The 13637-nt window shown below is 68.0% G+C and carries 5 protein-coding genes; 4 read left to right on the top strand and 1 reads right to left on the bottom strand.

Annotation, left to right across the window (positions count from 1 at the left end; genetic code table 11):
* The first annotated feature begins 265 nt into the window (after positions 1–265).
* The 3 genes from ACIQ87_RS29045 (at position 266) to ACIQ87_RS29035 (ending at position 1372) form a co-directional block, all read left to right on the top strand.
* Positions 266–427: a hypothetical protein gene (locus ACIQ87_RS29045; protein ID WP_402412095.1), complete on the top strand. Its 162-nt coding sequence runs from the start codon at positions 266–268 to the stop codon at positions 425–427.
* Between the two features lie 190 nt (positions 428–617).
* Positions 618–848: a hypothetical protein gene (locus ACIQ87_RS29040; RefSeq protein ID WP_402412093.1), complete on the top strand. Its 231-nt coding sequence runs from the start codon at positions 618–620 to the stop codon at positions 846–848.
* 20 nt (positions 849–868) lie between these two features.
* On the top strand, positions 869–1372 hold the full coding sequence (locus ACIQ87_RS29035; RefSeq protein ID WP_402412090.1) for a hypothetical protein: 504 nt from the start codon (positions 869–871) through the stop codon (positions 1370–1372).
* A gap of 633 nt (positions 1373–2005) precedes the next feature.
* Here ACIQ87_RS29035 and ACIQ87_RS29030 read toward each other — a convergent pair.
* Complete coding sequence (locus ACIQ87_RS29030) at positions 2006–8743, bottom strand: RHS repeat domain-containing protein (RefSeq protein ID WP_402412087.1); 6738 nt, start codon at positions 8741–8743, stop codon at positions 2006–2008.
* A 531-nt stretch (positions 8744–9274) separates the two neighbouring features.
* Between ACIQ87_RS29030 and ACIQ87_RS29025 the strand changes: the two genes are divergently transcribed.
* Positions 9275–13564, top strand: coding sequence for a ricin-type beta-trefoil lectin domain protein (locus ACIQ87_RS29025; protein WP_402412084.1), 4290 nt, complete (start codon positions 9275–9277; stop codon positions 13562–13564).
* The last annotated feature ends 73 nt before the right edge of the window (positions 13565–13637 follow it).

The following is a 13637-nucleotide window of genomic DNA, read 5'->3' as shown; positions in this document are numbered from 1 at the left end:
GAGCTGCAGTTACTCCTCGCCACCTGGGCCGGCGCCTGCCCCACCTGCCACCGCGACATCCCCACACCCATACGGACCTGACCAAGCCCTACTAGAATATAAAGGGCAATCCACTCACTTCAAACGCCCTCTGACAGCCACCGGGCCCGCGCCCGAACTCTCGACAACGGTTCGGTGGTGGCGGCCGGGACCCGGAGAGCGCGGCGGCACTCGGCCACCGGCTACGGGGTGGGTCGCGCTCGTCGCCTCAGTAGGACCTCGTCGGGTGAAGTTCCACCCTTCGACCCTGACCTCACTGAGCCACGACCTGGTGGGAGACCTGCGCTGCCGTCTCGTCGGGCGAGAAGAGCCGGGGGAACACCAGCGTGGCCTCCTGGAAGCCGTCAGGCTCAAGGAGCACTTCGAGAAGTACCCGTTGGTGGACTGAATGTGCGGGCCCTGGTCAGGGGCCGGCGATGATCCACGTCACGAACACGGATGACTGGCCTCGTGGTACCGGTACACGACGCTGATCCGGTCGCCAGTGCCGGCGGCCGGATCACTGAAGTCGACTGGCAAGGGGTGGAACGACACGATGGAGGCCGCCCGCGAGCACGCCGGGGCGCTCAAGCTCCGGCGTGCTCGCGGGCAAGCGGATTCTGCCGGTCGACGAGGTCTTCACCACCGGCCCCCGGTTTCACACGGTCGGCAAGTTCCTGATCGAGACAGGTGAGGCGAAGGAAGTTCGCGGCCTCGTACTGGCCTGTATCGGCGACCAGATCCTCGTTGGCTTCGAGCCATCCGGCGATGAGCCAGCCGAAGACGACGCCCCAGCCCTGCGAACTGCGGTCGTTGCCGTACGGGGGTAGTTGACCTATAGACTCTGGCGATGACCCTTCGTACGGTTCGCTTGCCCGCCACAGTATCAGTGGAAAATGTCCAGATTCGCGGCACAGAAGGCTCAATCTCCGTCGCGGCGGACGGATCGATCACCGCGGAACTCGGCCCCTCCGGAGTTCTAGTGGTTGCCGGGCAGCCGATTCCTTCACCTGGTCAGCTTGTAGAGCTCTGGACCAATGCAGGAAAGATCGAGTTCTCCCTCCTGGATGCGGAACTCGGGCCAAATGATCAGCCTCCCGCAATGACGATGGCGCGCCTAAGTGCCTACACAGTCGGGCTCGAAAAGGTAGATGAGTGTCGCAAGAAGGGCCTAAATGATGCTCAAATTGCAGAGGTCCTGAAGGGCATCCGCGAGCTAACCGCGAGTCAGACTCGGGACCTGAATTCCGAGCAGAAGGCCAGCTTCAATGAACTCGACCGGCTCTTGAGGGAAATGATCGAGGACTGGGAGCGAACCCTTCCATATAGGTGGAGTGAGCACTGCACGCAGTAGTCCTACACAGCTCGAGCTGGGCATCAATAGCAGATATTACCTACTAAAACCCGAGCGGGTGTCTCTCCATCCTTTCTGATCTACACGATCAGCGATTGCCTAGGCCGCCGAGCCAATCCAAGGGATTCAACTGAAATCGCGATCTGACTGTCCAGCGCTCCGATCGTGCTCACGTGGGGCAGTCTGAACATGCACGTAGTCACAGTACCGCGGGAGTCGAGACCAGCACGTCGTGGTTCACTGTGTTCAGTTGCCGCACTACGCCCCTCGACCTCACCCCAGGTGGGCATGTGATCCCTGGTCGAGCGTGCCATCGACCAAGAAGCCGAAGAGGCGAGCCCATACAGAACCCACCACGTGTTCGGCAGATCGACCACGACTGGACCTCCTCGCAATGGGATCGGACCAAGACGAACTGGTCGGGCGCACTGGCCGCACCAGCACGCCCGACCACCACAGATACACCTTCAGGTAGTCCAGCCATCGGCCAACCGAGAGTCAAATACCTCACTCACTCGGTCAGCCTTCCTCTGTTCACGTGAGGCAGGCAATAGCCGAGGCCCCGATCAGCACCCCAAAGCGCGCCGGATGCCAATTTCAGAAAACTCCCTAGCTAGCTAGCGGGCGATATTCTCAATCTTCCCACTTCCCAACCTGCGTTACGTTACCATTGAACACCCCACCTGAAATGATATTATTCATCTCCCGAATGTTATCAAATCCGGATGGCATCACCCTACGCCCATTCTTATATATTCGCCCAATCTGGACAACTGACCCATTGAAGGTTGCGCTTCCGCCAGGGAAGGTGATGGAGTTGGAGCCTGCTAGCCTCTTGCCGCCAATAGTATTGGTGTGCCCAACCTGCAACACGCTCCTAAATGAATCCCCGACGACTGCGCCGCCATCTGTCATTACTAGAGTTCCATGTACATTTCCATGGAGCACCCCACCGCGAACGATTACGTCGCCGTGCACGTCGCCAACCCTGACCTCGCCAGGGCCGATTACTTCGAATCCGCTAGGCGTAGACCCCGAAGACAATTCGTCCATGATGTCAAAAAGCGATGAATCGTTCGTCGACGCCTTAGGCGCCTTTCCTTCAGTCCCCGCGGCGTCCGCCGTTAGTCCTTTTTCGGCTTTTTCTTCCGCTGCCTTGGCTGCAGCCTTTTCAGCTGCTCTGGCTTCCGCCGCGGCTGTCCTGGCGCCGACGTACGCGGCTTCGGCTTCCTGGGCCGCGCGTTCGCCGGAGCGGATGGCGGTGTAGACCTTCTCGATCTCCCGGTAGATCTTGAGGGCCTGGAGTCCGGCCTTGATGACCTTGGCGACCTTGCCCCAGGGCACCACGTTGAGCGCGGTGTTGATGCAGCCCATCACGTCGCCCTTGGTGAAGCAGTCACGGGCGTCGTTGAAGCCGATCAGGTCGCCGACGATGTCGACCACCTTGTGCACGAGCTCGTCGCGCTTGCGCTTGCTCTCGTTGAGGTTCTTGTGCGCGGTATCGAGTGCCTGGCCCGCGGTCCACTCTCCCCGCGTGGGCGCCGGTGGCGGGGGCACCGTGGGCGGCGACCAACTCGCGGGGGTGATCCAGGTGTAGCCGTGACCATTGTCCATTGCGGCTGTGATGCCGTCACACTCTGCCTGAGTGTCGCACGTGGGCTTCAGACCGTTGGCGTCCGACTTGTTGATCGGGCTGTTGTTGGCGTACGCGTACGCGTTCCACTGCTGGGGATCACCGGCGTCCACGATCGGGTCGGGGCTGATGAAGCGCCCCGTCCCGGGGTCGTACTCACGGGCGCCGAGAAGGGTGAAGCCGGTCGACTTCTCCATGGTGCCGCCGACGAAGCCCTTGTCCCCGGCCCAGACGCCCGCTGCGGGCTGGGTGCCGCGCTCGTTGCCGAACGGGTCGGTGGGACGGCGGACGTGGGCGAGGGTTGCCGAGTCGAACTGGACACCGTTGGTGCCGTGCGGGTCCGCGCCCTGGTACGCCAGCGTCGACGTCCCGTTGGTCGTGGTGCGCGTGATGGAAAGGCCGTTGGGCGCCCCGTAGCTCCGGACGTTGCTGACGACCTTGGTGGCGGTGTCCAGGGTGATCTGGTCCGCGCCCAGGTTGAGCGTGGTCTTGCCGGCCTCGCGACGGATCAGCTGGTTGCCCGACACGTCGTACAGGTAGCTGGTCGCACCGCTCTGGCCGGTGCCGGTGATCTGGTCGAGCTTGCCCTGGGCGTTCCAGGTCAGCGTCCTGGTGCCCGGAGTGTCGGTGATCGAGGTGGTGTTACCCGCCGCGTCGTAGGTGTACGAGGTCACCGCCGTACCGGCCGGGCCGGTCCGGGTGGACTTCATCAGCGCGTGCGGACCGCCCGTTCCGCCGCCCGTCTTCGGGTCGGTGGACGGGGCGTTGGGGCCGGTACCGAAGGTCTGGGTGGTGGTGACGTCCTTGGTGGCGTCGCCGGTGACGTCCTTCTGGACCAGCTTCGTCCGGTTGCCGATGAGGTCGTACTCGTACTGCTGCCAGTACGGGGCGGGCCCGCCGATGCTTGGCTTGCCGGCGGTGACGGCCGGGCCGTCGGTGTTGGTGCAGGCGCCGACGCCGGGAACGCTCGGCTGCGGCTTGGTGGTCTGGGTCCCTGCGTCGGTCCAGGCCTGGGTGAGCCTCCCGAGGTAGTCGTGGGTGAAGCACTGCAGGTCGGCGACCTGGCCGTCCTGCGCGTTGCGGGCCGAGGTGACCTGGCCCATCGGGTTGTAGGTGTAGTCGACCGAGTCCACGTGCGCGGTCTCGGCGGTCTGCTTGTCCACGATCGAGCGCGTCACCCGGCCGGTGGCGTTGTCGATCACCATGGTGGCGACCATCTGCGCGCCCGCGCCACCCACTGTCGTGCGGTACGGCCGGCCGTAGGGGTCGTAGCGGACGTCGGCCACGAGGGTCGACTTCGCGGCGCCGAAGCTGCTGGTGAGTCCGCCGAACTGCCCGACGGTGTCGGTGGCGAAAGTCAGCTTCTCCCTGCCCATGCCGGCCACTGCCGGCATGGTCGTGGTTGTCAGGCGGCCTGCGGCGTTGTAGGTGTTGTCGGTCTGGTAGACCCCCGCGAGTTCCTTCTCCGCCGTCGGGATGGTGACCTTGGCGCCGAGTTCGCGGTATCCGATGTCGTAGCCGGTGATCTCCGACGTGTAGGCGTCGTTGCCCACGTATCGGGTCGAGGAGGTCGGCTTGCCCTTGGCCAGGCTGTCGTAGGTCCAGGTGGCGACCTTCTTGGCCGGGTCGGCCGTCGTGCCCTCGTAGGCTGCGATGTTGCGGCCGAGCAGGTCGGTGACGCTGGTGGCGCTCTTGCCGCGGGAGTCCGTGACCGTGACGAGGTTCTTGCTGTCGTCGTACGCCGTCGTCCCGGTGCCCGAGTCCGGGTCCGTGGACTTCACCAGCCGGCCCAGAAGGTCGTACTCATACGTCCACCGGTTGCCGGCCGCGTCCTTGCGCCAGGCCTCCTTGCCCTCCGGCGTGTAGCCGTAGGTGGTCTCGTCGTACGCGCCGGTCGGGGTGTTGGCCTTGTACTGGCGCAAGGCGACCGTGTTGCCGCGGGCGTCCGACACGGTCGCGGTGGCGTAGCCGCCGGCCGGCGGGGTGGTGCGGACCTCGTCGGCTCCCAGGTAGTCCGCGTGGGTGCGCCACTGCTCGATGCCGTACGACTGGAAGATCGAGTCGACGACCCGGCCGATGCCGTCGTACTTCTTGACGGTCTGGGACGGGATCTTGCTGTCCGGCTGGACCCCGCCGTTGGGCAGGAAGAGCTGACCGCTGGGCGGCGCCTGGTCGTTGTGGTAGGCGGCGCTGGTCTTGACCTGCCAGCCGTGCGAGTCGAACAGCGCGTCGGTGATCATCCGGCCGGTTGCCCCCGAGGGGGTGCTGGCCTGGGTCTGGCGGATTCGGCCGAGGCCGTCGTAGATGGTGAAGCTGGAGGTGTAGGTCTCCTCCGTGCCCTCCATGTTGCCCATCAGGGCCTGGGAGAGTACCTGCGAGGGCGCGTTGGAACCGTTGACCGAGTACGAGAACTTGCGGTTGGGACGGGTGGGATGTGTCGCGCGGTCGTTGCCGGGGCTCCAGCCCGCGACGGCGCGGCCGAGGGAGTCGAACTCCTGCTCGCTGATCCGGCCGTTCTCGTCCTTGATCTTGAGCGCCGAGCTACGGCCGACGTCGAGGGTGCTGACGGTCTGCCAGCCCATCGGGTTGGTGTGGGTCACCTGGGTCGGCAGCTGGCCGGCCGCCGGCGAGTAGGCGGTCTTGGTCTCGGCACCGCCCGGGTGGGTGGCGTCGGTGCGGGTCGGGTCGACGGTGCTGATGACCCGGCCGTAGTCGTCGAAGCTCGCGCGGGCGGTGGCCCGGTAGACCGGCCTGCCCGCCTCGTCGTATCGCTCCAGGACCTCGGACGAGGTCTGCTCGGCCTTGGCGCCGGCCTGGCCGAGCAACATGTTGTCGAAGTAGGACCGGGTGTCGGCGACCGTGTTGTCCTTGGTCGCGGTCTGGCCGCAGGCGCCCTTGAGGACCAGGGTGCGGGAGGCCAGCAGTGTCGGCGCCTCACCGGGGCCGGCGGCGTACTCGAAGGAGGTGCAGAGCAACTGCTCGGGGTGGGCGATGTCCCCGTTGTCGTAGACCGTCAGCGGACGGGCGAGTGGCGTCGAGTCGTACGTGGTGGAGCTCTCACGGGTGCGCCAGTCGCCGTTGGCGAGCTTCTCGCGGTTGGTCGCCTTCAGGGCGTTGACAGCCCGGGCCGTGACCGCGGGCATACCGCCGGACTGGTTGCGGGTGGCCGTGATCGGACCGAGCCAGGGGTCGGTGACCACGGTGGACAGCAACTCGCCGTTGTCACCTGTGTAGTTGGCGGAGTCACGAACGAACCCGGCCAGGACGTTCTCGTCCTTGATGGTGCCACCGTGGGCGTCCTTCACCGACACCTGACGGGTCGTGCCGTTGGCGAGGACGTCGCCGTCCATGCCACGCAGGAAGGTCGTCACCGACTTGGTGCGGGGCGCCTCGACGTCGCTGCCGCTGCCGCTGCGGGTGGTGACCGTCGCGTACCCGCGGAACTGGTCCCAGGTGCGTGCCTTGGGGTCGGCCATCTCGGAGTCGTTGCGGTGCCAGGCCGCGCCGCCGCCGTACTCGTAGTCGGTGACGACCGCGGGCTGGCCGCCGGCGACCGAGTCCTCCTGGGTGACCGACTGCACGATGATCTTGTTGAACCAGTCGTTGACCGGGTCCGGCGCGGTCTGCCCGGGCAGGTACCACTTGACCGGCATGCAGGCCATCGTGTTGCTGTCCTCGGACGCCGGCATCTTCCCGCCGACCTCGCGCGAGCACTCGGCGGGCCGGTACACGACGTTGATCAGGCCGCCGGTCTCGGTGGTGATCTTCTGGATGCGCGGACGCTTGTACGGCTCGATCGAGGCCGAGGTGCCGTCCGGTTGGACGATCCGGCCCGTGACGCGGTTGGCGATCTGCAGCGGCTGGAAGTACACCGCGGGCAGGGTGATCGGCGTGCGGTTGTTGCTGCCGGTGCGCTGGATCGAGTCCAGCCAGAGCGACGGCGAGGTGCCGTCGCCCGGGTCCTGGAAGGACTGGTTGAGGGCGTAGGAGTCGACCGGGCGGTACTTGGCGCCGTCCCAGACCTCGGTGTCGACCTTCGTCAGGCGCTTGGCGGTCCAGAAGGTCGGCGAGTAGACGGTGCAGTCACCGGTGGCGTCGCAGTTCTGGTCGACCGGGGTGTCCGGCCAGCGCTTGGCATTGGCCTTGGTCCGCAGGGACGGGTCGCAGCTGAAGTCCTTGTCCGGCAGGCAGCGTTCGGCGGTGCGGAACCACACCTGGGCGGCCGGGTTGGCCTTGCCCTTGGCCGCGATCTGGTCGGGCAGGCGCTGGCCGTAGCCGACCCAGGTCGGGTAGCTCGCCCGCTGGTACTGCGTCCGGGTGCCGTTGCCGTTGTTCTGGCCGCCGCCCCGGGCGTAGTAGTTCTGCTCCTGGTCGTACCGGTAGGTGATCAGGTTCTGGTGCGGGTCGACGACGTAGTCCAGCGACCACTGCCAGCCCATCTGGTTCCAGGAGCTGGTGGCCGGCGAACCGGTCTTCAGGCACGGGTCCTGGCCCCCGGGCCAGTAGACCGGCACGGTGGAGACCGAGTTGCTGGCCTGGTCGGTGCCGTCGCCGCCGGGCAGGTGGTTGGCGCCGAAGTAGTACTGGGTGCCCTCGGTGGTGGTGATCCGCCAGGCCTCGCCGTTCCAGGCGCCGTTGTTCTGGCCGGTCAGCCGCTCGACCTTGGTGCCGTCCTCGCCCTGGAGGTGCCACTCGCAGGACTTGTCGTCCTTGACCAGCTGGCCCGCGTGGCCGGCGAGCGAGAGCTGGAGCAGGTCGCCGCCCCAGCACTGGTCGCCCGACTTGTCGATCCCGGCGTCCTTGCAGCCCTTGTAGGCGCGGACGATGGAGCCCGGCTGCCAGTCCCAGCCCTCGCCGATCCAGGACGGCTGGGCGTTGGTGGAGGCGGTCTTGCCGTCCACCGCGGAGGAGTCGTAGCCGAACGAGACGTCGGGGGCCGGGCCGGCCAGTGCGGAGGGCAGCTCGGCGGTGTAGCCGTAGGTGAAGTTGCCCGCGTTACCGCCGGCTTGCCATGAGGCTGACGGGGTGATCGGCGAGGCGGTGAAGTCACCGCCGCTGCCCTTGGCCTCCGCCTCGACGGCGAGTGCCACGGTCGAAGCGGTGCCGGCCGGGCTCCCGGAGGCCCCGGAGGCGAAGGACTTGGCGGCGACGGAGGTGGTCGGCTGCGGGACGTCGACCTCGGCCACCAAACGGCCGGTCGAGGCGTCCCGATGCGACGGGACCGGGGTGCGGGTGCCGCAGCCGACGGCCCCCGGAGTCGTCAGTGCGCAGCCGGGCAGCTGGACGATACGGGCCCGCGAGGCCCAGTTGGCGCCGGCGTTCTTCGCCCAGGCCTGGATGTCGATCCCTACCTGGACCCGACCGGCCTGAGCACCCTCACCGGCGTCGGTGACGCCCAGCAAGGCGCCGTTCACACCCGCGGCGCTGGTCCGGGCCTGGTCGGCCAGTTCGATCCGGAGCGCCGGGGATTGGAGCGCCGACGCGGCCTCCTGGGCCGCAGGTGCCGCGAGGCCGGCCGACTTCACGCCGGGCGCCGAGGCGACCCAGACCGGCAGCGAACCGGCCTGCACGGGCACCGAGGTCGGCGTCGCGTCAGCCGCCGACGGCGCCATGGCGGCACCGGCACCGCCGAGGACGGCGGTGGCCAGGCCTGCCGGCGGGCTGGAGTCAGCCGGCGGCGACCACTTCTTGCCCGGATCCGGCGTGTGGCCGGTGGGCTTGCCGTCGGCGCCCTTCACCGGCTGGGTAGCCGGAACCGGCGTATTCGGTGGCACCCATACGTCGGGAGGGGCGGCCGCTTGGGCGACCGCCTCCACCGAAGGGAGCGTCACCACGGACATGGTGACGGCCAGAGCCGCCACCACGGCCACCCGCAAACTTCGCGGACGGGTGAACAGGCGGACAGAACGAGACAACTGATCCCCCACAGATTGTCGAAGCTCGAATCGGGCCGACCGGACCGGCCCAGGCCCCCGGCACCATAGGCGCACACGACCGATCAAAAGTAGGAAAGATGTAAAAGCTTCCCCTGTGATCAATGTCACCTGGAGAGCAAGGCGTTACCACCCCGACAACTCGGACACCTCGTCGACAAAACGCTTTGACAGCGAAGCAAATGTGAAGGCAGCGTGCGACCGATCTCTGCTCACATCACCAATGACGAGGGGGTCTTCATGTCGAGGTCACATCCTCCATCTCCGTCCTTTTCGCGACGACCTGCGGGAATCCGGACATTCCGAGTGGCTCTCCTGCCGCTCGCTTGCACGGCCGTGCTCTCCCTTGGCGCCGGGCTGCTGGCGGTGCCCGGAATCGCGGTAGCGGCTCCCGCCGACCGCAACCACGGGCCCGCCGACGCCTCCTGGCCGACGCCATCCGCCAAGGGGCAGCCCGACTCCCGCTCGGCGCGGACCGAGGCGATACGCGCCGCCCAGGCGAAGGCGAAGAGCACCGGGAAGCCCGTCGTGGTCGACTCCATGACCACGGGCGGCAGCCAGACCACGGCCAACCCGGACGGCACGCTGACCACCGACTCATCGCCCATCGTGGAGCGGGTCAAGAACGCCGACGGCACCTGGCGCGCCGTGGACGCGACGCTGCGGACCACCCCCGACGGGACGGTCACGCCCACCGCCGTGCCCTCCGGCCTCACCTTCTCCGGAGGCGGCACCGGCGCGCTGGCCACCCTGGCCACGGCGGACGGCAAGAAGCTGTCGATCAAGGCGCCGTTCACCCTGCCGAAGCCCGAACTCTCCGGCAGCAGCGCCCTCTACCGCTCCGTCCTGCCGGACGTCGACCTGGAACTGAGTGCCACCCCCGCCGGTGGCTTGCGTCAGGTCCTGATCGTGCGCACCGCCCAGGCGGCGGCCGACCCGAAGATCCAGAAGCTGCACCTCGACACGGCCGTCGACGGACTGACCGTCAAGGCGGACGCCACCGGCAACCTGTCGGCTGAGGACGCTGCCGGCAAGGCCCGCTTCACGGCTCCGGCACCCGTCATGTGGGACTCGTCCACCGCTCCGGTCCCGGAGCCCAAGGCCGCGGCCCAGTCCGCCGCGGCACCCGCCGCGGACGGCACGGCGGAGGCCGCCGGATCCGACAGCAAGGCTCCCGGCCCCGGCGCCCGGACCGCGCCGATCGCCACCACCGTCAGCGGCGGCGGCATCGACCTGGTGCCGGACGCCTCGCTCCTCGGGCAGGGCACCGGCCCCTGGTTCATCGACCCGGGCTGGAACCCCAGCGTCGACAACGGCACCCAGGCCTGGGCCCAGGTGCAGTCGGCCTACCCGGAGACGATGGAGTACAACGGCACGCAGCTCGGCCAGGACACGCCTGCGGCCGGCTACTGCGGCTACATCGACACGAGAAACCGCTGTGAGAAGGAGGGCAAGGAACGCGCCTACTTCCAGCTGGGTCTGAACTCGGCGTTCTGGGACTCGACCGTCCTCACCGCCAAGCTCTACGCCACCGTCGCCGAGTCGTCCAGCCCCTCGACCGACACTCCGATGGGCCTCTACTCGACCGGGTCGGCCAACAGCAACCCGATCAACCAGTGGACGCGCTGGAACGCCCAGCCCTGTCCCGAGCCGTGGAACTGCTCCAAGGTCGGCATGAACTGGATTCGCGGCGGCGGCGGCAAGGAGTTCGACGTCTACAGCCAGATGGTCCAGGCCGCCCGCGAGCACTGGGACGGCTGGACCTTCATGTTCGCCCCCGACGACGAGGGCAACAAGTACTACCGCCAGCGGTGGGCCAACAACCCGCACATCGTGGTGACCTACGACTTCGCGCCCCACGTCGGCGATCCCAAGACCAGCCCGCCCCCGGGCTTCGCACGCGACGCCACGTCCGACCCGTGCCAGACCCCCGGCACCGCCAACCCCTGGGACAACCCGGGCTGGGTCGGGATCAACACCGACATCACCCTGAGCGCGGACACCTGGTCGCCGACCGGTGAGCAGCTCTGGACCGCGTTCAAGATCTGGGACGACGACGACAACGGCTCCTCGAAGGTCTACGAGACCGGCTGGGCGGCGAGCTCGGGCCCCAAGTACGCGAGCGTCGGATCGTTGATCGACGGCCACCAGTACGGCTGGTTCGCCACCACCACCGACGGCACGCTCGCCAGCGACAACAGCCGGACGTGCTTCCTGCGCGTCGACCGGACTCCGCCGACCGCCCGCATCACCTCGACGGACTTCCCCGAGTCGGGAACCCTCGGTGGGCACCCCAAGCGCGTCGGTGAGCCCGGTTCCTTCGTCCTGACCGGCACCGACCCGGCCCCGGCCACGGGCGGCCGCTCCTCCGGCCTGGCCTGCGCCCGCTGGACCACCGACCCGATCCAGGCGTCGGCCACCGGCTGGAACTGCAACGACGGCGGCAACGTCGTCAAGATGAACGGCGACGGCAGCTTCGAGCTGAAGAACTTCGTCGCCAACCACTGGGGGACGAACTTCCTCTACCTGCAGACCCAGGACAACGCCGGCAACATGTCCCAGCCGGTCGCGTACACCTTCTTCGTCCCGAGCAACCCGGCCGCGGGCGACCCGGTCATGGGCGACATCGACGGCGACCGGAAGGCCGACGTCCTGTTGCCCGACGGCACCGGCTCCTTGCGCCTGGTCGGCGCGCACGCCGACCCGTACGCATCGCCGAACACCAAGCCGGCCTCAGCGCCGGGGGCAGCCGACAACCAGGACTGGAGCACGGTCCAGATCACCCACCGGGGTTCGTTCAGCGAGCGGAACGTCGACGATCTTGTCGCCCACGCTCCCGGGGCCGGCAAGCTCTACCTGTACGCCAACGACGACACGGCCGGGCATCTCGACGGGCAGGCGGCCGTCGAGCTCTCGAAGAGCCGCGCGTGCATCCTGCCCAACTACACGCCGATCGACTGTGCGACGCACGGCAACGGCGGTGACTGGTCCGCGGTGACTCAGATCGCGGCGTTCGGATCACCCACCGGCGACACTCCCAGGAACCCCGGGACCAACATGGCCGGTTTGCCGAACTCCTCGCTGCTCTTCGTCGAACACGGTCGGCTGTGGCTCGGCCAGCAGGACACCAACAAGAACCTCGACGGCCCCACCATCCTGCTGTCGGAGCCGGACCCGCTCAAGGACAAGCAGGACTGGGACTACTACAACCTGATCACCCCCGGTCCGGCCAAGGGGACGAAAATCCCCACCCTGTGGGCCCGTTCGAAGACCGACGGCACCATCCACGCCTACCAGTTGGCCCCGGCACCCGGGAACACCTTCGACGCTTCCGCCTTCTCCAGCCCCACCAAGGGCTGGCTGGCCAACGGCGTCGACCCCAAGCTGTACCCGAAGGTGGGTTCCAACGGCGACGTCACCGGTGACGGCGTCCCGGACCTCTGGGCCGTGGACACCAACAACCAACTGGTCGCCTGGGCCGGCATCGGCACCAAGGCAGCCGACGTCAACGCCGGCCCGACGGTGACCGGCCTGGAGAAGACCCCGGTCGCGCTCGGCAACCTCAACCGCCCCGCCGGCAACTGGCTGGCCACGCACGACGGCACCAACACCGTCCGCGACGGGCAGAAGCGCACCGACGGGTCGGCCACGAACGTCGGCTGGGGCCCGGAGACCGTGGACGGCCGGCCGGCCACCGTGGGCTACTTCAACCCCGGCGTCGGCTCGAACGTCACCATGACGGGGCCGGTGGTCGACACCCGCAAGAGCTTCACCGTCTCCACCTGGGCCTTGTCCGGGTCGGCCGGCGGTGTGGTCGCCAGCCAGGAGACCTCGCACGGCAGCAACTTCCTGCTCTACAGCGACGGCGCGGGCATGAACTGGCACTTCGCCCTGGCGACTTCGGACGACGACACCTGGTCGTACGACTACACCGACACGCAGAACGCCGCCGCCCAGACCCGGCTCGGTGTCTGGACGCGGCTGACCGCCTCCTACAACGCCGGCTCCGGAGCGATGGCGCTCTACGTCGACGGCGTCCTGGCCGGCACCAAGGTCCACCGGGCCGGCACCAGCCCGGCGTCCTCGGGGCCGTTCACGCTGGGCCGGTACAGGTACCAGTCCAAGCCGTCCACGAGTTTCGACGGAGCCATCAGCAGCACCGCCGTCTACCCGTTCGCGGTGGCTCCGAGCGCGCCGGGCCTCACCAGCGTCGTCCGCTCGGGCGTCGACTCGAACATGTGCGTGGACGACGTCAACGCGAGCACCGCCAACGGCAACCCGATCATGCTGGTGAACTGCAACGGGAGCGAGGCGCAGCAGCTCGCCCTCGGGAACGACGGCACCGTCCGGGTGAAGGGCGGGTGCATCGCCACGGTGAACGCCGGCATGACCGACGGCACTCAGCTCGAGTACCGCACCTGCGACGGCACGGCGGCGCAGAAGTGGATCCCGCTCGCGAACGGCGCGCTGTTCCACCCCGCGTCCGGTAAGTGCTTCGAGATCCCCGGCGGGCCGGCGGCCAACGGCACACGGCTCCAGATCGCGGGCTGCGGCTACTGGCCGAACCAGCAGTGGAGCCTGCCGATGCTGAAGTCGGCCGTGCTTCCCGCTCCGCCGCGCTCCTGACCTCCGGGTTCCGAGTGGGTGTCAGGGCCCGCGTCGCCGGTCGGCGGCGCGGGCCCTGCGCGTTGCCGGGCGC

Source organism: Kitasatospora sp. NPDC096204, assembly GCF_044763205.1.
GTDB lineage: Bacteria > Actinomycetota > Actinomycetes > Streptomycetales > Streptomycetaceae > Kitasatospora.
This window is presented reverse-complemented; position numbering and strand designations above follow the sequence as displayed.